Source organism: Nitrospiraceae bacterium (assembly GCA_019637075.1).
GTDB lineage: Bacteria > Nitrospirota > Nitrospiria > Nitrospirales > Nitrospiraceae > JAHBWI01.
Window position 1 is genome coordinate 380,782 of record JAHBWI010000004.1, and the last position, 21,237, is coordinate 402,018.

The 21,237-nt window shown below is 59.5% G+C and carries 22 protein-coding genes; 4 read left to right on the forward strand and 18 right to left on the reverse strand.

The annotated features are described in order from the left end of the window. Positions 1–23: 23 nt before the first annotated feature. The 13 genes from accC to KF814_13135 all read right to left on the reverse strand — a co-directional run bounded on the left by accC (position 24) and on the right by KF814_13135 (position 13,232). A complete protein-coding gene (gene accC, locus KF814_13075) occupies positions 24–1,373 on the reverse strand; it encodes an acetyl-CoA carboxylase biotin carboxylase subunit (protein ID MBX3237075.1) in 1,350 nt (449 codons plus the stop codon). A 72-nt stretch (positions 1,374–1,445) separates the two neighbouring features. Continuing rightward, the gene (gene accB, locus KF814_13080) at positions 1,446–1,922 is read right to left on the reverse strand and encodes an acetyl-CoA carboxylase biotin carboxyl carrier protein (GenBank protein MBX3237076.1); all 477 of its coding nucleotides are present in this window, start codon (positions 1,920–1,922) and stop codon (positions 1,446–1,448) included. Positions 1,923–2,020: 98 nt separating this feature from the next. After that, positions 2,021–2,581, reverse strand: coding sequence for an elongation factor P (gene efp / locus KF814_13085; protein MBX3237077.1), 561 nt, complete (start codon positions 2,579–2,581; stop codon positions 2,021–2,023). 33 nt (positions 2,582–2,614) lie between these two features. After that, on the reverse strand, positions 2,615–3,106 hold the full coding sequence (gene aroQ, locus KF814_13090) for a type II 3-dehydroquinate dehydratase (GenBank protein ID MBX3237078.1): 492 nt from the start codon (positions 3,104–3,106) through the stop codon (positions 2,615–2,617). Positions 3,107–3,233: 127 nt separating this feature from the next. Continuing rightward, positions 3,234–3,941 carry a tetratricopeptide repeat protein gene (locus tag KF814_13095; protein MBX3237079.1) on the reverse strand — a complete coding sequence of 236 codons (708 nt, stop codon included), beginning with the start codon at positions 3,939–3,941 and terminating at the stop codon, positions 3,234–3,236. 3 nt (positions 3,942–3,944) lie between these two features. Further along, positions 3,945–5,204, reverse strand: coding sequence for a bifunctional phosphopantothenoylcysteine decarboxylase/phosphopantothenate--cysteine ligase CoaBC (gene coaBC / locus KF814_13100; protein MBX3237080.1), 1,260 nt, complete (start codon positions 5,202–5,204; stop codon positions 3,945–3,947). Positions 5,205–5,213: 9 nt separating this feature from the next. Continuing rightward, a complete protein-coding gene (locus KF814_13105) occupies positions 5,214–5,576 on the reverse strand; it encodes a DNA-directed RNA polymerase subunit omega (GenBank protein MBX3237081.1) in 363 nt (120 codons plus the stop codon). Further along, entirely contained in the window at positions 5,569–6,276 is a 708-nt protein-coding gene (gene gmk, locus KF814_13110; protein ID MBX3237082.1) for a guanylate kinase, read from the reverse strand. The genes KF814_13105 and gmk overlap by 8 nt, the downstream gene beginning before the upstream one ends. Positions 6,277–6,306: 30 nt before the next feature. Next, positions 6,307–7,173, reverse strand: a complete 867-nt coding sequence (locus tag KF814_13115) for a YicC family protein (protein ID MBX3237083.1) — start codon at positions 7,171–7,173, stop codon at positions 6,307–6,309. 8 nt (positions 7,174–7,181) lie between these two features. Beyond that, on the reverse strand, positions 7,182–7,853 hold the full coding sequence (gene nth / locus KF814_13120) for an endonuclease III (GenBank protein MBX3237084.1): 672 nt from the start codon (positions 7,851–7,853) through the stop codon (positions 7,182–7,184). 31 nt (positions 7,854–7,884) lie between these two features. After that, positions 7,885–9,510 carry a GTPase HflX gene (gene hflX / locus KF814_13125; protein ID MBX3237085.1) on the reverse strand — a complete coding sequence of 542 codons (1,626 nt, stop codon included), beginning with the start codon at positions 9,508–9,510 and terminating at the stop codon, positions 7,885–7,887. Positions 9,511–9,632: 122 nt separating this feature from the next. After that, a complete protein-coding gene (gene tsaD / locus KF814_13130; GenBank protein ID MBX3237086.1) occupies positions 9,633–10,676 on the reverse strand; it encodes a tRNA (adenosine(37)-N6)-threonylcarbamoyltransferase complex transferase subunit TsaD in 1,044 nt (347 codons plus the stop codon). 126 nt (positions 10,677–10,802) lie between these two features. After that, entirely contained in the window at positions 10,803–13,232 is a 2,430-nt protein-coding gene (locus KF814_13135) for an ATP-dependent Clp protease ATP-binding subunit (protein MBX3237087.1), read from the reverse strand. 267 nt (positions 13,233–13,499) lie between these two features. On the opposite strand from KF814_13135, the gene KF814_13140 reads away from it, so the two are divergent. Continuing rightward, a complete protein-coding gene (locus tag KF814_13140; GenBank protein ID MBX3237088.1) occupies positions 13,500–14,360 on the forward strand; it encodes an NAD(+)/NADH kinase in 861 nt (286 codons plus the stop codon). Positions 14,361–14,374: 14 nt separating this feature from the next. Here KF814_13140 and KF814_13145 read toward each other — a convergent pair whose 3' ends face one another. From KF814_13145 to KF814_13160, 4 genes are all read right to left on the reverse strand, one after another. Then, a complete protein-coding gene (locus KF814_13145; protein MBX3237089.1) occupies positions 14,375–15,730 on the reverse strand; it encodes an FAD-dependent oxidoreductase in 1,356 nt (451 codons plus the stop codon). A gap of 243 nt (positions 15,731–15,973) precedes the next feature. Then, positions 15,974–17,440, reverse strand: a complete 1,467-nt coding sequence (locus tag KF814_13150; GenBank protein ID MBX3237090.1) for a class II fumarate hydratase — start codon at positions 17,438–17,440, stop codon at positions 15,974–15,976. A 167-nt stretch (positions 17,441–17,607) separates the two neighbouring features. Further along, a complete protein-coding gene (locus KF814_13155) occupies positions 17,608–18,057 on the reverse strand; it encodes an Hsp20/alpha crystallin family protein (protein MBX3237091.1) in 450 nt (149 codons plus the stop codon). Positions 18,058–18,339: 282 nt separating this feature from the next. Then, positions 18,340–19,473 (reverse strand): citrate synthase, encoded by a 1,134-nt coding sequence (locus KF814_13160; protein MBX3237092.1) that lies wholly within the window; start codon positions 19,471–19,473, stop codon positions 18,340–18,342. Positions 19,474–19,732: 259 nt separating this feature from the next. Between KF814_13160 and KF814_13165 the strand changes: the two genes are divergently transcribed. Continuing rightward, positions 19,733–20,116, forward strand: coding sequence for a hypothetical protein (locus KF814_13165; protein MBX3237093.1), 384 nt, complete (start codon positions 19,733–19,735; stop codon positions 20,114–20,116). An 18-nt stretch (positions 20,117–20,134) separates the two neighbouring features. Here the strand turns inward: KF814_13165 and KF814_13170 are convergent, their stop codons facing one another. Next, positions 20,135–20,512 (reverse strand): hypothetical protein, encoded by a 378-nt coding sequence (locus tag KF814_13170; GenBank protein ID MBX3237094.1) that lies wholly within the window; start codon positions 20,510–20,512, stop codon positions 20,135–20,137. A 99-nt stretch (positions 20,513–20,611) separates the two neighbouring features. Between KF814_13170 and arsC the strand changes: the two genes are divergently transcribed. Together arsC and KF814_13180 are read left to right on the forward strand one after the other, a co-directional pair. Next, entirely contained in the window at positions 20,612–20,962 is a 351-nt protein-coding gene (arsC, locus tag KF814_13175; GenBank protein MBX3237095.1) for an arsenate reductase (glutaredoxin), read from the forward strand. 24 nt (positions 20,963–20,986) lie between these two features. Next, entirely contained in the window at positions 20,987–21,229 is a 243-nt protein-coding gene (locus tag KF814_13180; GenBank protein MBX3237096.1) for an IPTL-CTERM sorting domain-containing protein, read from the forward strand. The last annotated feature ends 8 nt before the right edge of the window (positions 21,230–21,237 follow it).

The window sequence follows — 21,237 nt, forward strand, 5'->3', positions numbered from 1 at the left end:
ATCCATCCGGGGCGGATGACCGGTTAGGAGGATTGGTTGGCGAGGAACCGTTCGAGAAAGGTCGTCGATACGTACCCTTTCTGGAAATCCGGGTCGCTGAAGATGCGCTTGTGCAGGGGAATCGTGGTCTTGATGCCTTCGATCACGAACTCATTCAAGGCGCGGCGCATGCGCGCCATCGCTTCCTGGCGGTCGCGGCCGTGAGTGATCAATTTGGCGATCATGGAATCATAGTGGGGCACGACGAGCGCGTTCGGCTCCATGGCGGAATCGACGCGTACGCCGAATCCGCCCGGCGCGGAATATTTGGTGATCTGACCGGGACAGGGCGTGAACTTTTCCGGATCTTCGGCATTAATGCGGCACTCGAAACTGTGACCGTTCAGCTTGATGTCTGGCTGCTTGAAGGTCAGGGCCATTCCGGCGGCGATACGGATCTGTTCCTTGATCAGATCGATGCCGGTCACCATTTCTGTAATCGGATGTTCGACCTGGATGCGGGTGTTTACTTCCATGAAGAAGAAATTGCGGTCCTTGTCGAGCAGAAATTCCACCGTGCCCACGTTGCGATAGTGGATGGCCTTTACCGCCTCCACCGCAACCCGCCCGATTTCCCGGCGCAATCGCTCATCGACCGCCGGGGACGGAGTTTCCTCGACAAGCTTTTGATGGCGCCGTTGGATGGAGCAATCGCGTTCCCCGAGGTGCACGACATGCCCCCGGTTGTCCGCAATGATTTGGACCTCGATATGACGCGGCTCGAGAAAGTACCGTTCGAGATAGACGCCGTCGTGGCCGAAGGTCGATTTGGCCTCCGCCTGCGCGGCTTGAAACGCACGGGCCAATTCTTCGGCCTTGTTGACCACCCGCATGCCGCGCCCGCCGCCGCCGGCCGAGGCCTTGATGATGACGGGAAAGCCGATGGACTTCGCCGCCTCGAGCGCATCCTGTTCGCTCCGCAACTCGCCCGGACTGCCCGGCGTGACCGGAAGCCCGCGCTTGGCGACGACTTCCCGCGCTTTGGACTTGTCGCCCATGAGGGCGATGTTTTCGGACGTCGGCCCGATGAATTTTACGCCGATCGACTCGCACACCTCGGCGAAGTGGGCGTTTTCTGATAGAAAGCCGTACCCGGGGTGGATCGCATCCGCGCCCGTCACCTCGGCGGCGCTCAGCACATTCGGAATGTTGCGGTAGCTGAGGGCGGCTTCCGGCGGACCGACGCAGATGTGCTCGTCGGCGGCGCGCACGTGCATTCCTGCGGCGTCGGCCTCGGAATGGATGGCGACCGTCTTGATGCCGAGTTCCTTGCAAGCCCGGATGACCCGCAGGGCGATTTCTCCGCGATTGGCAACCAAGACTTTCTTGAACACAAATAGCTCCGGGATGGGTAATGAGGCTAGGAGGTGGTCGCTGGCGAACTGCCGGGTTGTGTGCGCATCCTGCTAGGCTGTGGCGTTCGGATCGATGAGGAACAGTGGCTGGCCATACTCGACGGGCTTGGTGCTTTCCGCCAGAATCCTCGTGATGCGCCCATCCACTTCCGACTCGATCTCGTTCATGAGCTTCATCGCTTCGACGATACAGAGGACTTGGCCCTTCTTCACATAATCCCCTTCTTCGACATAGGGATCGGCGTCCGGCGACGGGGAGCGGTAGAACGTGCCGACGATCGGCGAGGTGATGGTGACCTGTCCGGCCGTGTCCGCGGGTGCCTGCGCCTGCGGAGCCGTGGTATGTGGGAGCGGAGCCGCCGTCGGATGCGCCGGTTCGGCGGCATGGGCAGGCGCCGAGCGGACGAACGGTTCGTGGCGCACACGGACCCTGATTCCTCCGCGCTCGATTTCGAGCTCAGTCAGGTGGTTCCGCTTGAGCAGATCCACCAACTGCTGGATCTGCGTCGCATGGTCGGGATGGAGCAGCGCGTGATCGGCCTCGGTACCTCGCGGCGCATACGCGCTCGGGAGCACGATCGGTTTGCCTGCCGCCCTGCCTTTCTCGGATTTTTTTCGCGCCTTACTCAACGCACGCGCTCCACGAAGGCTCTGGTTCGGGTGTCGATACGAATCATTTCGCCGACCTCCAGATAAAGGGGAACCTTGATGATCGCGCCGGTCTCGACAGTCGCCGGCTTGCTGCCGCCGGAGGCCGTATCTCCACGCACGCCCGGCTCGGCGTCCACGACCTTGAGTTCGATGAACGTGGGCAGGACCACGGTGATGGGGCGATGCTCGTACACGAGAATCTTAGCCACCATGTTCTCCTTCAGAAGATCCGCGTTGTCGCCCAATTGCCCCTTCTCATACGTGAATTGTTCGTAGCTCTCCGTATCCATAAACGTATACGAGTCACCGGTGGCATACAAGAACTGCATATCCCGCTCTTCCAGATCCGGCTCGTCGAACCGCTCGCCTGAACGAAACGTCCGATCCAGCACGCTGCCGTTCAAATAGCTCTTCAACTTGGTGCGTACGAACGCCCCGCCCTTACCGGGCTTCACGTGCTGGAATTCCACGATGTAAAACGGTTGACCTTCCACCATCAGGCGGCTGCCGTTACGAAAATCTGCGGTCGAGATCACAACAGTACTCCTTGATACAACGATGAATCGATCTTATGCGCGAGGCGTTTTTTTGCGGACGGCGGTACCGGTTCGGCGCGGCGCATCCGTGGGCGCCAAATGAGCCGCCAAACCCTGGATCGCCAACAAGTACCCGCTGGGGCCGAACCCTGAAATCTGTCCCAACGCCACCCCGGCAATGAATGACTTGTGCCTGAACTCTTCCCGTTGATGAATGTTGCTCAGATGCACCTCTACCGTGGGCAGCGAGACTGCGGCAATCGCATCGCGAATGGCCACGCTCGTATGGGTGTACCCAGCCGGGTTGATGACGATACCGTCGAACCGCCCCCTGGCCTGCTGAATCCAGGTCACCAATTCCCCTTCTACGTTCGACTGCCGCGTTTCAATCGTGAGGCCCAGTTCACGGGCCAGGCGGCCGATCATCTCGTTGATCGCCGCAAGGGACGTCGTCCCATAAATCGATTGTTCGCGTGTCCCCAGAAGATTCAGGTTGGGGCCATGGAGCACCAGGAGCCGCAGCATGTTTCGGTTGCACGTTCCGGTTGTCGATTGGCTGCAGCTGATCCGGATGCTGGCAGCGGCGGCATTGTAACAGGGTGCCCAAGGAGGGTCAAACGCGATGGTGTGGGATCGGAGGCAGACGAACTCTTCAGAATGATACGGACCGGCCGACGCGTTTGGCTTGAATGGCGCGGAGCCATGCTTCGAGACGCGCGATGGTGGCGGCCTTGGTGTCGATGGACGATTCCTGCGGTGTGAGGGATTCAGATACGGGAGACTCCGCCGTCGGGACGCTTGCGGCGGCCATCGCGGATTCGTCGGCCGTCGCCTCCTTCTCGGCGTCGATCTTCGGCTCGACCGTCACTTCCGGCTTGCTCTCAAGGGCCGCCCGTTTCTTGGCCCGCTTGGCACGGGGGGTGTCGTCCTCGTCGGCGCCGGTGATCATTCGCTTGATCGAACGCGCTTCTTCGTCGTAGGCGTTGACGGCGAGGATGGCGCCGCAGGAGCGCAACGCGAGGTCGGCTTTCCCTTCGGCGGCGTACAACTTGGCCAGCACACGGTGAGCGCGAAGATTGTCGGGACTTTGCTTGACGACTTCTTCGAGGATGGCCTTGGCTTTGACCGGTTGATTCAGTTGGTCGTAGACGCGGCCTAATGCGGCCATGGCTGTCACGAACCCGGGGTAAACCTTGAGGCCGTCTTCCAGCACGACGGAGGCTTCCGCCCACATTCCCGCCTTGATATAGGCTTCGGCGAGCGGCATGAAGGACTTGGACTTGGGATCCTTCGCCAAGGCCGTGGCAAGACGGTCGATCTCTGCGGCGGTTTCGGCGTTGTTGCGCGGTGAAGCAGCCACGAGTTAATCCTTTCGCCGACCTCCTCCTCGCGGAGGATCGGCGCGTCGAGAAGGCCCGGCGCCTAACTCCAGTATGCGGGTCAGGATTCGGTCCGCCACCTCGCGCTTGGTGAGCAGCGGTACCTCGACCATGCCACCCGTTCGATCGAGCAGGCAGACCCGGTTGGTATCGGACCCAAATCCGGAGCCTGTAGCCGATACATCGTTGGCCACGATCAGGTCGACACGTTTAGCATGCAGCTTTTCCCGCGTATGGGCAAGGAGATCTTCTGTTTCTGCAGCGAACCCGACCAGGGTCTGGCCGGTTCGTCTACCGGCCAGCTCCTGCAGGATGTCCTCGGTCGGTTCCAGGGAGAGGCTGGTCATAGCGTCGCGCCGCTTCTTGAGCTTTTGCGCAGCCGGACGGCTGGGGCGAAAATCGGCGACCGCCGCCGCCATGATTGCCGTGTCACACCAGTCGAACCGGCTGAGAAGGGCTTTTCTCATCTCTTCGGCCGTGACCACCGACACGCGCTCGACACCGGGCGGCGCATCGAGGGCCGTGGGCCCGGAGACCAACACGACTGAGGCCCCCCGTTTCACGGCTGCTTCGGCCACGGCGTACCCCATCTTTCCTGAGGAGCGGTTCGAAACGAATCTGACCGGGTCGATGGCTTCTTGAGTGGGACCGGCACTGATCAGGACACGGCGCCCGGCCCAGTCCCGTAAGGGCCTGAGGGCAACTTGGATCGCCGCCAATATCCGCCCGTCCTCGGCGAGCCGCCCGGTTCCAACCTTGCCGGAGGCAAGGGGCCCTTCCTCGGGATCGACGATCACGACTCCACGCTTCCGAAGTGTCGCGACATGTTCCCTGACCGACGGATGGTGCCACATATCGCCGTCCATCGCCGGCGCGATCAGCAGCGGACACGTCGCCGTGAGCAGCATGGTCGACAGGAGGTCATCCGCCAACCCGAGCGCGGCCTTGGCGAGCGTATTGGCCGTCGCCGGTGCGATCACAATCGCATCGGCCTGCTGCGGCAGACTCAGATGCAACATTTCCTGGTGCGCTTCAAATAGATCGGTGGCGACGTGGGCGTTGGAGAGGACTTCAAACGTCAGCGGAGTCACGAAACGACGAGCCCCCGCCGTCATCACGACGGACACGGCGGCGGCCTCTCGACGGAGGAGACGGAGCAATCCCACGGCCTTATAGGCCGCGATACTCCCGGTGACGCCCAGCACGAGGCGCACACCGGTGAGTGATGGGACGGGAGGCTCCACGGCTTAGTGTTATTCCTCGGCTTCCGGCGCGGCGGCAGGCTTGGCGGTGTCGTCGACGTAGACGCTCAATTCCTTCTTGATCTCCTTGGCATCCTCGCCGGTCATCATCGCCATCCGTTCGGTTTCGCCTTCCTTCACGCGCTTGGACTCCTTCAAGGCATCCCGCGCTTCTTTCCCGCGTAGGTACTTCACTTCCTGGCGCAACACTTCGTCCAAGGCGACGGTCGTCTCCTTATTGAAGCGGGACGCGCCATGCGCCTTGGCCCCTTGAATCAAATGCTTGGCTCGCTGGGCCGCGACGATCACCAACCGGTGCCGCGAATCGAATTGGTTGATGGTGTATTCGGGTAACAGTGACAGCATGTCAACCATGTTGCGTGGACTCCTTTGCTACGGAGGGGGTCGGCGTGGTGGCTTGCTTCCCCTCTTTGTCGAGAATGAACTTTTCTTCCAGCCACGTCATATTCAGACGTTTGGTCTTGATCCGCTCGGCCAGGAAGATGCTTTCCAATTCCTTGAGCGACTGTTTCAAATCGTCGTTACGGACGATGTAGTAATACTCGCGATAGCTCCAGACTTCTTCCTTGGCCTTTTGCAGCCGCCGCTGAATCTCCTCCGGCGCGTCGCCGGCGCGGGTCTGAAGCCTGGTGCGAAGGACGTCGAACGACGGCGGGAGGATGAAGATATAGACGGCATCCTCGAATTTCTTTTTCACGGTCCTGGCACCTTGCACATCGATCTCGAGCAGGACGTCGATCCCCTGCTCCATCTTGTCGGTGAGCGCTTTGCGGGGCGTGCCGTAGAGATTACCGTACACATGGGCCCATTCGACGAACTCGTTGCGGTCGATCATTTGCCGGAACGTCGTTTCATCGGTGAAGAAATACTCCTGGCCGTTGACCTCACCCGGTCTGGGCTTGCGGGTCGTGTAGGACACGGAATGCCAGAGCCCCGGGACGGTGGCGGAAATTTGCTTACACAACGTGGTCTTTCCCGTTCCCGAAGGAGCCGAGATGATAAAGAGAATCCCCCGTCGGACCTGTGACGGTTTCTCGTTGGAGTTTGTACTCATCGTGTCACGTCGCGCGGAACAACCCGCCGATTATTCGACATTTTGAACCTGTTCCCGCAGTTTTTCCAGTTCCGCCTTCATCTGCACGACCAAGGCTGCGATGGCGGCATCGTTGGCCTTCGATCCAATGGTGTTCACTTCCCGCCCCATTTCCTGGAGCAAAAACTCCAGCGTCTTGCCGATCGACTCCTTGCTTTTGAGACTGTGGTCGAACTGTAGCATATGTGACTCAAGTCTGACCAATTCTTCTGAAATGTCCGAGCGATCGGCAAACACGGCCAGTTCCTGGTGCAGGCGAGGCAGATCCGGGAGCTCGCTCCCCAACAGGGCCTGCACGCGTTCCTTCATCCGGTCGAAGGCCTCCTGCGCCAGCTTCGGAGCCCGTTGCGCTACGGTTTCCTTAGCTGCGCCTATGGTTTTGAGGCGCCCCTCAAGGTCCTTCGACAGGGCCAAGCCCTCTCTGGTCCGCATTTTTTCCAGATCGCCCAGGGCTTGCCCCAGAGTCTTCAGCATGGTGGGCCCACAGTCGTCGGCGACCAACGGCTGGTCGGTCAAGGACAAAATGTCCCGGAAGCCAGCCATGACGGAAAGGTCGATTCCACCTTTGAGTCCCAGCGTCTTTTGCAGCTTTTTTAAGGCCTGGTGATACTGCTTGGCTAGACCGGCATCCAATTCAATGGATTTGGCGCCGCCGCGCCCGTTCTGGATTGACACGGTCACGTCGACTCGTCCACGCAGGCAACGCTGTTGAACGGCCTTTCGCACTTGATCTTCGAAGGCGGCCAGTGCGCGAGGCAATTTGACGGCCACCTCCAAAAATCGATGGTTGACGGATCGCAACTCCACGATAATGGTCGTGTCCTTGACGGCCGTCTCTCGCTTGCCATATCCGGTCATGCTTCGAATCATCGCGGCAGTTTCCCCTTCCATTCACAGTCGTCGTAGATCGAGCAGGCTCCGCACTTCGGCTTGCGCGCCAGACAGACATAGCGCCCGTGCAACAACAGACGCTGGGACCCTTCGGTCCAATCCTTCTGCGGAAACTGGGCTTGGAGATCGAGTTCGATTTTCGTCGGGTCGGTGTGGGTGGTGAGGCCAAGACGCGACGCAACTCGTTTCACATGCGTATCGACGACGATTGCCGGTTTCCCAAATGCGTTGCCCAGGATGACGTTGGCGGTCTTACGACCAACTCCCGGCAATGAAGTCAGGGCCTCCATCTCCTGGGGCACAGTGCCATCGAAGCGCTCAACCACCGCCTGCGCGCAACGGATGAGATTTCTGGCTTTGGCTTTATAAAAGCCCGTGGGTCGGATCAGTGCTTCCAGTTCGTTCGGTACAGCCGAGGCCAATTGGGATGGGGTACGATAGCGGCGGAACAGCGCCGGCGTCACCTGGTTGACCCGTTGATCCGTGCATTGGGCGGACAGGATCGTGGCCACCAATAACTCCCAGGCGTTCGCGTGATCCAGTTCGACCTTGACCCGGGGAGCTGTCGAACAGAGCGTCGTGAAAATACGGCCGGCCCGGGCATTTCGGGGCGCGCGAGCGGACCGCTGGCGTACAACTGGTGTCATCATCGGGGTGCGGCCCGCCATTGTGCAGGGGTTACGGACGAGATGCAAGTGCCGACGGCACCGTCACGGCATGGGATGGCTCATCCGTCCCGGCCGCGCGAGCTGCCAAGAATGCTTCAAGATGGGCCGTGAGCGGACGCAGGCTGTCCTTGCGAAGGGCGGAAATGCTGATCGCGTGATATCGGGCGCAGAGCACCAAAGATTCATGCGCTGATAACCGGTCGCACTTGTTCAGCACGAGGACGCGCGGAATCCCGTCGACCTGGAGGGTAGAAAGAATCTCCTCGACGGACTTGATCTGCAGATCAATGTCCTTCGCGGTTACGTCCACGACGTGCAGCAGCATGTCCGCATCTCGGAGTTCCTCCAACGTCGTCCGGAAGGCGCCGACCAGATCCTTCGGCAGATCACGAATGAACCCGACCGTGTCGGTCACAATGATTTCGCGGTCTTCAGGAAAGCGTAACCGGCGGCTTGTGGTATCGAGCGTCTCGAAGAGGCGATCCTCGGCCGACACTTGGCTGTCGGTCAGTGCGTTCAGCAACGTCGACTTGCCTGCGTTCGTGTAGCCGACGATAGACACGATCGGGAGCGAGTGACGGATGCGCCTCGATCGCCGCTGGTCCAGACTCCTGGCGATATGCGCCAACTCCCGCTCCAGATGAGCAATGCGATCGCGGATTCGCCGGCGATCGGTTTCGAGTTTGGTTTCTCCTGGTCCCCTGCTGCCGATCCCGCCGCCCAACCGGGACAACGATGTGCCGCGGCCCAGCAGCCGTGGCAAGAGGTAGCGCAGTTGCGCCAGCTCAACCTGGACCTTGCCCTCTCTCGTGTGGGCGCGGCGGGCGAAGATGTCCAGGATCAGTTGGGTGCGATCGATGACCTTGATATCCGTCACCTCCGCGATGGCGCGGGCTTGGGCGGGAGCCAAGTCTTGGTCGAAGATCAGGAGGTCCGCCCCTCGCTGCAAGGCTCTGATGACGACTTCCTTCAATTTGCCTCGTCCCAACAGGAAGCGCTGGTAGTCCTCGTGCGTCCGTTGGTGGATACGGTCCAGCACCGCGACGCCGGCCGAGGCCGCCAGCTCGCTCAATTCCTCCAAATGCTCTTCCTGTTCGGCTCGGCTTTTTGTGCTCGCGCTCACCAGAATCGCCGATTCCTCGCCGTCCACGACGGTGAAGTGCGTATCCTTTTGAAGGAGGTCAGCGTCGAGCGCCTTCAGGAAGCTGTCGAGTTGCAGCGTGAGGTGATGCGCGGGCATGGGCTTCAGCAACTGACAAATCTGTCCCTGACTATTCGGTGGCAGGAGATGCGCGAGGTGCAGGATCGTTGGATTCCCCTCCTCGTCGACGTTGAGCGCCCCGATAAGATCGAGCCGGAGCAGTGCGAGACTGGTCAGATCTTCCTGCGTCAACGGTTCATCGGACAAGTTCGTCCGAATCAAGCGTAGACCGCGCAAGGAACGGATACCGGCGCGAAATTTTCCGAGTGAATCGACCGTCGGCACGCAACCGGCACCGACCAGCACCTGCTCGATCACTCCCCGGCGGGTCAGGAGGAGGCCGATCGGGCGGCGAATTTCGCGGCTCAACTGCGTGGTGGCGCGCGCTAACTCAGGGGTCAGGACTGCGGCGGCGGGAACGCGACGGCGATACAGCCGTTCAAGGGCGGCAATATGACTGGCCTTGAGGCCGGTGGTTTGTCCGAAGATCGTCGGAATGGCTGCCCTCCTTCCGGTCGTTTGAGCGAACAGATCAGGGAACCGGCTGCGTACCGGTCTCAGCGGGTCGGCAACGCAAAATCCGGGATGACCTCGCAGTCCAGACCGGTGGTCTTGCCTTGGAGCAGAGCCATGCGACCGGCTGCGGCAATCATCGCGGCATTGTCCGTACAGTAGGCCATCTTGGGCAATCCCAGGTCAATGCCCTCATCCGACGCCCGTTCGGTCAACTTGCTGCGAAGTCTTGAGTTCGCGGACACACCGCCGACCACGGCCAGGGCCCTGGCGCCGGATCGCCGCACGGCTTCGAACGATTGGCGAACCAACACATCGACGATCGCTTCTTGGTATCCGGCGGCGAGATCGGCCTGTTGCCGGGCAATCTCTTCGGGCGACATTTTTTGTAGATGGTAGAGCAAGGCCGTTTTCAAGCCGCTGAAACTGAAATCCAGGCCCGTGGATTTTACCCTGGATCGGGGAAAGCGCACTGCAGCAGGGTCCCCGTTTCGAGCGGCCTTGTCGATCAACGGTCCGCCGGGGTAGCCGAGCCCCAACATCTGGGCTCCCTTGTCGAATGCCTCCCCCGCCGCATCGTCGATCGTTCGCCCTAGTAACCGGTAGGCCCCTGCTTCCAGAGTACGGAATAGGTGCGTGTGGCCTCCGGAGGCAACCAGCACCACACAATCTTGAGAAAAATCAGAACGGTCGATCCAGGCCGACGCGATGTGCCCTGCAAGATGACTCACTCCGACCAGAGGAATCTCCAACGCATAAGCCAGCGCTTTCGCGTAACTCAAGCCCACGAGCAATGCGCCGGCCAGCCCAGGTCCTTGCGTTACGACTATCGCTCCGAGATGCTCGTGCGTGACGCCGGCTTCCGACAAAGCCGCTTTCACGACCGCTTCCACATTTTGAATATGCGCACGGGCGGCCAGTTCAGGCACGACACCGCCGAATCGCTCATGCACGATTTGCTGAGAAGAAATGATGTTCGAGAGCACCCGCCCGTCCGGAGTCAGGACGGCAGCAGCCGTCTCGTCGCAGGAGGTTTCGATTCCCAGGATGGGACCGGGCGGTAGGCGCGCTTCGGCAGAATTATTCATGGGATGCGGCTGGCGGCAAAAACGAGGCAACCCACGGAGGCCGTATGCTCCTCCGTGGGTTGCCTGGGAATCGACGGGATCTCAAGTAAAACTCGATCCTCTCAATTAGAGAGCCGAGCCGACGCGTTAGACGCCGGCCATGGCTTCTTGTTCGATGAAGGCCGGCGCACCATCGCGCAAGACGACCTTGATCTTGCGATGGTCCTTGAACCGTCCCTTGATGAGTTCCTCTGAAAGCGGATCCCCGATGGCGCGTTGAATAGTCCGTCGCATCGGGCGAGCGCCGTAGAGCGGCTCGTACCCTTCCTTGATCAGCCACTGTTTGACTTCGTCGTCCACTTCGATCGTCACACTCTTCTCCAGCAGCCGCAGGTTCAATTCGCGGAGCAGGATGTCCAGGATGCTGATCAGGTGAATCTTGTCGAGCGGGTGGAAGACCACCATTTCGTCGATCCGGTTCAAGAATTCCGGGCTAAACGAACGGCGCAACTCCGCCAACACCTCGTCCCGCCGACGGGAGTTCTGGCCCGAGGGTTCCTCGTTCTGGAATCCCAAGGACACACCCTTTTGGATCAACTTGGTGCCGATGTTGGATGTCATGATCACGACCGTGTTCTTGAAGTCCACCTTCCGCCCGAGACTGTCCGTCAAAACACCGTCATCCAAGACCTGTAACAGGACGTTGAAGACGTCCGGATGAGCCTTTTCGATTTCGTCGAACAGGACGACTGAGTAGGGCCGACGCCGAACCTTCTCGGTCAACTGGCCACCTTCCTCGTAGCCCACGTAACCGGGAGGTGCTCCGAACAATCGTGAACTCGTGAATTTTTCCTGGTATTCGGACATATCGATTCGAATCAGCGCATCCTCGCTGTTGAAGAGGAATTCCGCCAATGTCCGCGCCAACTCGGTCTTGCCGACGCCGGTCGGTCCCAGGAAAATGAACGACCCGATTGGCTTCCGCGCTTCCTTGAGGCCGGCACGGGAACGCCGGATTGCACGGGCCACCGCCGAGATGGCTTCGTCCTGGCCGATGACACGCTTGTGCAGGAACTCTTCCATGCGCAGAAGCTTGTTCGACTCTTCTTCTTCCAGCTTGAAGAGCGGGATGCCGGTCATCTTGGAGACGACGTAGGCGACGTCTTCCTTGCCGATGGTCGGCTTGTGCTTTTCCTGGTTTTTCTTCCACTCCCGCTTCGATTCGTCGAGCAACTTTCGGAGCCGCTCTTCTTCTTCGCGATGGCGGACGGCTTCCTCGAAGTTCTGCATCGAGATCGCCAATTCCTTTTCGCGGGAAATCTTCTTCAACTCCTGCTCCAAGGCTTTCAATTCCGAGGGCAGCGCGTAGGTCTGAAGTTTGGCGCGAGAACCGGTTTCGTCGATCAAGTCGATCGCCTTGTCCGGCAAGAAACGGTCGGTGATATAGCGATCCGATAATTTCACCGCCTCGACGATCGCCTCCTCGGTGATTTCAACGCCGTGATGTTCTTCGTACCGGTCACGCAGGCCCTGGATAATCCGAATGGTTTCTTCGGTGTTGGGCGGCTGCACATGGATCGGTTGGAAGCGCCGCTTGAGCGCGCCATCCTTCTCGATGTGCTTGCGGTATTCATCGAGCGTCGTCGCACCGATGCACTGGATTTCTCCACGGGACAACGCCGGCTTCAGCATGTTCGACGCATCGATCGAACCTTCCGCGGCACCGGCCCCCACCAACGTATGCAGCTCGTCGATGAAGATAATAATGTTACCGGCCTGGACGATCTCCTTCATGACCACCTTCAGCCGTTCCTCGAACTGGCCGCGATACTTGGTGCCGGCCACGAGGGAGCCGAGGTCCAGCGCGATGACGCGCCGAGAGAGGAGATTGTCCGGAACTTCTGAAGCGACGATGCGTTGCGCGAGACCTTCGACGATGGCGGTCTTTCCTACACCCGACTCGCCGATCAGCACCGGATTGTTCTTGGAGCGGCGGCTGAGAATCTGAAGCACGCGTTCGATTTCGTCGGCGCGACCGATCACGGGATCCAACTGACCCTCTTGGGCCAATTGGGTCAGGTCACGACCAAATTCGTCGAGGGCCGGGGTATTGCTCTTGCGATCGCGCTCGCGTGGAGCGGACTTGCGCAGGAACGTCACCGTCAGCTGCCGGGCCGTCAGGAGATTCGCCCCGAGGCTGCGAAGAATCTTTCCGCCGATCCCCTCCTCCTCGCGCAGCAGACCCAAGAGCAGGTGTTCGCTTCCGATATGGTTGTGCCCGAGAAGCCGGGCTTCCTCCACGCCGTACTCGATCACCTTCTTGACCCGCGGGCTGAAGGGAATTTCGCCGAAGGTCATCGTGGTGCCGCCGCCCGGAAGGTTTCGCTCGATCTCGAGGCGAATCTGTTCGGTGGAGAGCCCCATCTTTTTCAGGATCATCAGCGCAATCCCATCCGTCTCGCGAAGGATGGCCAACACCAGGTGCTCGGTGCCCAGGTAATCGTTCTGATGGCGCTCGGCTTCTTCACGTGCCAGGATGATGATCTTGCGACCCTTGTCCGTGAACCGTTCGAACATCCCGCCTCCTTATGGTGATGGGGTCTGTAAGAGAAGCCCAGACTGAGTGTTTCGTGCGCGTCAAACAGCAGGGGAAAACTGATGATGTGATTCTAACTAGAGAGCTGTGGGGTGTCAAGGTATTGAGGGAAACGTCGAAGCCCCGCAACCCCTCTCGCCATGCGGCGATCCGCGCCTCTCCCTAAGTGTCTCGTTTGACTCTTTCGGAACTCTCCCTATACAATCCCGCACCGTTTTCACGCGCTGCTCACCGAGCTAGAGCCCTTCATGAAAAGCAAACACATCGGGATTCTGACCAAACCGAAATTTCCGGAAGTGAAATCCACGCTGCAGGCGGTCGTGTCATGGCTGCGAGAGCGTCACATCGAGGTCGTGCTTGACGTCACGTCGGCGGGGTTGCTCGGCGAATCAGGCGGAATACAAAAAACGCAGCTCGCCAATAAGTCCGATGTGTTGCTCGTGCTGGGCGGCGACGGGACCATGTTGAACGCGGCACGCCTCGCCGGAGAACGGAGCATTCCGATTCTCGGGGTCAACATGGGAGGGTTGGGATTTCTGACCGAAGTGCGGCTGGAACATTTATATCCGTCATTGGAACGAGTCTTCGCAAACGATTTCGTGCTCGACGAGCGGATCATGTTGAAGACGCACATTCACCGGCACGGCGAGACGGTCGCGCAGGGAGTTGTCCTGAACGATGTCGTCATCAGCAAGGGAACCCTTGCCCGTATGATTGAGTTGAAGATCGCCATTCAGGGACAGTTCGTCACGAACCTGCGCGGCGACGGTTTGATCCTGAGTACTCCTACCGGCTCAACGGCCTATTCACTCTCAGCCGGAGGACCGATCATCAACCCTGCGGTTCGATCCGTGACCTTGGCGCCGATCTGCCCGCACACACTGACGCACCGTCCGCTGCTGGTTCCGGCCGACGCGCAGATTGAAGTGACGTTGACAAGTAAGGATGATGGAGCGATGGCCACGCTGGATGGCCAGGTCGGTGTCGGAATCACGCAGGGTGACACGGTAGAAATCAGCGTGTCCGACTACCTGACCAAGCTTATCCGCTTTCCGGAAAGCAGTTACTACGAGGTGTTGAGGGAAAAGCTGAAATGGGGCGACGGCTGAAGCCGAGGGGTTGGTTACCCCCTGCCCCGCTCAATCGCCGAGAGCATTTCGGCATTACTGGCGAATTTGAATTCACCGATGGCTTCCGGAGACGAAGCCAGCTTCTTTTCCGCAGCATCCAGCACCTTCAGCCCGGCCAAATCGACCGGCCGGCTTTTGTGGTCCTTCAGCAGCGCTTCAAGTTTTCCGATCACAGAGCCCATATTGGCGCCGGTTTGCTTGGTGTCCAGGTAGCGGGCGATCACTTCCGCGCACCACTCCCCGTCACGCTTGGCAATACCGACCAAGCCTTCGCTGGCCTTGCGCGACCACCCCGCGAGGAACAGCCCATCCACCACCTTGCCGGTCTTTTCGTCATAGGCCTGGAAAAAGGCATCATCGGGATCGTTGCCGGTCTTGTTCGGGTTGGTCACGAACACGCCGTCCTTATACGGTAGGCCCACAGTCTCGTCGACCTTGTCTCCGACGGCGAAGACCACGCTATCCACCGGGAACTCATAGTACTGCTTCAGGCCGGACGCGGCGGTGTCCTCACCTTTGGGCACGAGCTTATTGTCCTCCATCTCGAGGGCGCGCACCCGGTTGTTGGCATCCACGAGGACGCGCTTCGGCGACGCAAGAAACCGGAAGCCCATCTTGGCGTCGCTGACCTTCGGCTCGCACTTCGTGAATTCGTCGGTCATGCTTTTCAACACGTCATCGGCATTCTGCCCGACGGCAGCCAACCGTTCCTTGATCCGGTCGAACTCCTTCGTGATACCTTCCAAATCCATGTTCGCGCAGACCGCACGAATTTCCTTTGGATTGTACTTCCGTTCCACCGGCCCCCGACGGGCAATCGCCGTGACGCGTTCCACCTTCTTATAGCGGATCAACCAATGGGCGATGTCGACCATCACGTCGCCGACACCGATCACGGCCACATGTTTTCCCATATCAAAGGGACGATCACCGAACCCGGGTAGCCGATTAAAGTGGTAGACAACATCCTTGGCGTGGAAGACGCCTTTCGCACTGTCGCCCTCGACTCCGATCGCTTTGGTCCCTTGGGCGCCCACCGAGAAGGCGATGGCACTCGCCCCTAAGCTTCGGAGGTCTTCGACCGTCAGATCCTTACCCTGGCCCACCGACACGTTACCGAAGTAGCGCACGTTCGGCCGCTCCAGCATGTCCCAGTATTGTTTCTTCAGGCCCCCGCGCAGCTTCAGTTTGCTGGGGAAAATGCCGTATTCGGCCAAACCGCCGAATTTGATGTCACGATTCAGAATGATGACTTCATGGCCGGCATCGGCCAACTTATTCGATAGTGCCATTCCTGCGGGACCGGCACCAACCACGATCACAACATGACGACCCGACTGTGTTCCCATTGCGCTCATCGTCTACCCTTCAATGTGTATGGTGTATAGGAGTTGGTCGGCTAAAAAGACAAAACTCTCAAAGGATTCGCGAACATTAGCATGGGTGTGAAGAGGCTGTCAAAGCTGGACTATCGCGCGGGGCACGTCCAACACTCGATGAGAGAGGCGGACGGCAGCGGAGGCTTTTCGGATCAGTGGAGGACGTACCGGGAACGTGCCTGGTTCGGCCACGTTCCCGGCATCTACTCTGACCTAGCCCCCGGCGCTCCCAACCGGACCGCCTGGTTCGGTCATCCGCCAAGGATCCAGCAACTGGGTCAGGCGCTTCTCGGGCAGGACTTGCTGTTCCCGCGCAACTTGCCTCACCGTCTTGCCTGACTTATAGGCTTCCTTCGCCAACTTAGCGGCCGCTTCGTATCCAATTTCCGGCGCCAGTGCCGTACACATAGCGAGGCTTTCCTCGATCAGGCTCTTGCACCGTTCTTCGTTGGCTTTGATCCCTTCGATGCATTTCACCGCAAAGTTCTGGGATGCCGTGGCCAGCAGTTCAATCGACTGCAACAGGTTGTAGGCCATGACCGGGAGCATTACGATCAACTCAAAATTGGCCGCTTGGCCTCCGACCGTCACGGTCACGTCATTGCCGATCACCTGGGCACAGACCATGGTGACGGATTCGGCGATCACCGGATTCACCTTGCCCGGCATGATGGAGGACCCGGGTTGCGTCTCCGGGAGATTGATTTCGCCGAGCCCGCAACGGGGGCCGGAACCGAGCCACCGGACGTCGTTGGCGATTTTCATGAGGCTGACGGCGACCGTTCTCAATGCGCCGCTGGCTTCCACGAGGGAATCCTGGGCGGACTGAGCCTCAAAATGGTTGGTGGCCTCTCGGAAATGACAGGCCGTTTCCTTCGAGATGATGGCCATGACTTTACGCGGGAACACCGGATGGCAGTTCAAGCCAGTGCCGACCGCCGTACCGCCGAGCGCCACTTCGCTCAAGGCGTCCTGGGCGCGCTTCACCCGTGCGATGCCAAGCTGGATCTGCCGGGCGTACCCGCCGAATTCCTGCCCCAACCGCACCGGCGTGGCATCCTGCAGATGGGTCCGTCCGATCTTCACCACCTTGTCGAACTCCTTCGCCTTGGCAGCCAACGCTTTGTGCAACCGCGTGAGTGCCGGCAACAGTTCTCGCCGGATGGTTTCCGACGCGGCGATGTGGATGGCGGTCGGGACCACGTCATTGCTCGATTGTCCCAGGTTCACATGGTCATTGGGATGGACGAGCTTGCTGCCTCGCGCACCGCCCAACAACTCGGTAGCCCGGTTGGAAATGACTTCGTTGGTATTCATGTTCGTGGAGGTGCCGGAGCCGGTCTGAAAAATATCCACCGGAAACTCGGCGTCCAGGCAACCATCGATGACTTCCGTTGCCGCCTGGCGAATGGCTTCCGCATGTTTTTTGTCCAACAACTTCAATGAGTGGTTGACGGAAGCGGCAGCACGCTTGATGAGGCCCATCGCCCGGATCATGGCTCGGGGAATACGGAGCGAGCTGATAGGGAAATTTTCAATGGCCCGGGCAGTCTGGACCCCGTAGTACGCATTGGTCGGGACCGGCAATTCCCCCATCGTGTCGCGCTCGATTCGTGTGCTGACGGACGGGCTCTGGGGCGTCGTTGCGGCTTTGCTCTGCTTCGTGGATGTCTTCCTCATCAACTCACTCCTGGCTTGACGGTCTATTCAAATCAAACAAAGAGCGCATCTTAAACGGTCGCATGGCGGAATCACAAGAGTGAGGACGTTGGGGCGGTTAGAGGTGGGTAGAAAAACGAAGGCCCGCCGGGGGGCGGGCCTTTGCTTGGGCACGTATGGGAAAACGGTCAGGCCACCTTCACGTCGATCTGTTTCGGTTTTGCCTTCTCGGACTTGGGCAGGTGCAGCCGCAGCACACCATCGGTGTACCCGGCTTTCACATTGGCCTCGTCGACCGTGTCGGGAAGGGTGAACGTGCGGACGAACCGCCCGTAGGCCCGCTCAATCCGATGGTACTTCTTCCCCTTCTCCTCCTTCTCCTGCTTACGTTCGCCCTGGATCGTCAAGACCCCATCCTCGACCGTCACGCGGACGTCTTCCTTTTTGACCTCCGGCAGCTCGACCTTGATGGCATACTCCGTCTCGGTTTCGCTGATATCAACCAATGGAGTCCAGTCTGCGACTGTCATGATCTCCTTGCCGTTCGATTGGTTGACGGCAGGGCGCACGAACATCCGATTCAAGCGATCGGACATTTCTTCCAACTCGCGGAACGGGTCCCACTTCACGATAGCCATGACTCAACCTCCTTGCGTGTGTATGGTGGCTAGTGACTGTGAGCCTCACTGCTCACACCTTGGAGGTAATCTTATGCAACGGGAAGTCAAGGCCGGCGGCTCACAGCCGCCGGCCTCACGAGACCCTTGACAGGAGAGGGCCAGACATTATCTATTACGCTCCCTAACGGAAGGAGTTGGGAGCCATGTTGGAATTCTTATCGTATGCCTTGCTCGGTGGGTTTTTGATGTTCACATCCGTTGTGTTGTGGTGGTTCGTCGGCCGTACCGAGTAACGTTCCTCTACCGTCGCTCCAACGGCACGTACGGCCGGTTGTGTTCGCCCGAGTAAATCTGGTCCGGCCGATACAGCTTGTTTTCCCGCAATTGCTCCAGCCAATGGGCCAACCATCCGCTCACCCTCGCCATGGCGAACAGCGGGGTGAACAGGTCCACCTCGATTCCCATCTTGTCGTAAATGATCCCTGAATAGAAGTCGACGTTCGGATAAATGCCCTTGTCCTGCAGTCGCTCGGCCGCAAGCTGTTCAACCGCAACGGCCACCTCATAGAGCGGCGACGTGCCGCAGACGTTGAACAACCGGACACACAACTCCTGCAACACCGTCGCGCGCGGATCTTTCACCTTGTAGACCCGGTGTCCGAATCCCATGAGCTTTTGTTTTTGATCGAGCTTCGCTTTTACGTACCCTACCGCGTTGCCGGCCGATCCGATCTCTCTCAACATGGCGACCACTTCTTCATTGGCGCCGCCGTGCAACGGTCCTTTCAGGGCCCCGATTGCGGAAGCGACCACGGTGTAGGGATCCGCGAGCGTCGAGGCCGTGACCATACCGGCAAACGTCGATGCGTTCATCGTATGCTCTGCATGAAGAATGAGGCAATCGTCGAAAATCTCGGTCCAGAGCGGATGCGGTGCCGTTTCCGTGAGCATGTACAGAAAGTTGTCGCTGAAGCCCAGGTCGTCGCGCGGCGGGATGTACTCGTCCCCATGACGCAGCCGTGCCCAGGCGGCGACGATAGTCGGAAGTTTGGCAATCAGCCGGACGGCAGACCAATAGTTGTTCTCCACGTCCTTGACGTTTCGTCCCGGATAGAACATCCCCAGGGCCGCCACAGCGGCCTGCAGGGCGTCCATCGGATGGCCATGTTCGGGCAGGCACTTCAGCAGATCAACGATGCGAAACTTGATGCGCCGGTGGTGCGTGATGTCCTCGGTCCACTTCAACAGTTCAGCGGTCGTCGGCAGCCGCCCGAACAGCAGGAGATAGCTGGTTTCCAGGAAGGTAGATTTCGCGCACAGTTCTTCGACTCGAATGCCGCGATACTCCAAGATACCGCGGGTGCCGTCTACGTCGCTGATGGCTGACTTCGCCGCGGGCACACCGGCAAGGCCGGGCATGAAATCGTGGGGCATGGACAGTCCTCCTCTTCAGTGCCAATCGTAGCTGACCCAGCATAGCATGAGCGGCATGGACGACTCAGCTGTCTGCTTGAATTGGTGAAGCTCGGTTGGCATACTAATGGCGCATGACCATGGAAGACCGTCGCGAGTCCAATAGGCGGGATGGCATCCTCGTCACGCTCTGCCGGGACTTTGTGAGGGGCACCGCCCCCCACGTCCATTCGATCATTCCCTCGCCACTACACATCCGGAATATTCAGGGAGGTAGCCGATGCACATGCGGGCGCTCCTAGCGATGATCACTGCGACCGGCCTCTTGCCCACGCCGCTTCTGTGGGCGGAAGAAGAAGTGGTGTTGTTCGCCGTGGTGAGCGAGATACCGAAGGACAAACTGCGGGTCGCCGCAAAGGGATTACTGGATGGCGGCGTCACGGATCTGAAGCTCCTGCCCTCGGAGACCGTGGCAGGCAATCCCGTCTGGCGCAAGCTCGAGATTTGCCATGCCCTCAAGGCCGACGGCGTCAAAACCTCGGAAGGGTTCAAGATCTCAAATGTGCGGGTGCTGGATGCCAGCATGTTGCCCATGCCGCTGCAGGGCTTTGCCGGCGATTGTCTGTTGAAGAAAGCGTTGGAACTGGCGCCGATGGCCGATTGACGCGGCATCAAGTGCCGCCTACTCGGAGCAGGCTGGACAGAGAGTCGGTTCCTCGTCCCGGTCGGCCTCTTCAGCCGTTAGGGGGAATAACTGTTCACAGGACCGGCAAGGACGAATTTCGAAATAGGCCACGCCCTGTTCGTCGATATCGGTGGGCAACAACAATTCGGTTGGATCGAAGCCCAGAATGGCCCCGTCATCGAAGCGAACGACGGCCAAGCGGTCATTGAATACCTCGAACGAAGCCTCGGTCCCCTTCCGGTCAAGCACATGCCCGATCACCACGACGGGTTGCCCTTTGCGTTTCGTTCGAAGATCTTTGAGGGTGCGCCGGTCGGGAGCGGCACAGGAAAATCGTCCGGCCTGATCGCTGGTATCGGTTCCAAACAGTGGCATGGCAGTGGTACTCTGTGGTTGTAGCTAAGACTGGTGATGTAACACAGCGCAAAAATTATCGTCAAGCCGGCCCCATACCGGTGCCTGAAAGGGATCTCGATGGCAGAAATTACGATTTATCAGAAACCCACCTGTTCCACCTGTCGCGAGGCCGTCCGCTTGGTCAGGGAAAGTGGCCAACCATTCACCGCAATCAACTATTACGAGAAGCCTTTCACGAAGGCGCAACTCAAGGGACTGCTCAAGAAAGCGGGACTCTCGCCGCGGGATGTGCTGCGGACGAAAGAAGACATCTATAAGACGCTGAAACTCTCGTCCGGCACCCAGAGCGACGACGAGTTGCTCGACCTCATGATCAAGCATCCGGATCTGATTCAACGCCCGCTGGTCGTGAAAGGCGACAAAGTGATCCTGGCCCGCCCATCCGACACGGTGGAATGTCTGCTGTAATCGCCGAGCAAAGGAGGAAAGTCAATGGATGGTGCGAGTCAAGCTGCGCGTATCTCGCTGCTGGGGCGAATACTGGAACGGTTGAACCTTCGATTCCCGACTCTCTTCCTTCTGTTTGCGATGTTGACGGTGGCGGACCTATTGCTGCCGGATCCGATCCCCCTGCTCGATGAGATAGGGCTGGCGCTCCTGACGTTGTTGCTGGGAATGTGGAAGCAGCGCCGCACGGGCCGCCCCACCCGCCCCTACCGCGTCCCACCCCACTGACCCAAGAC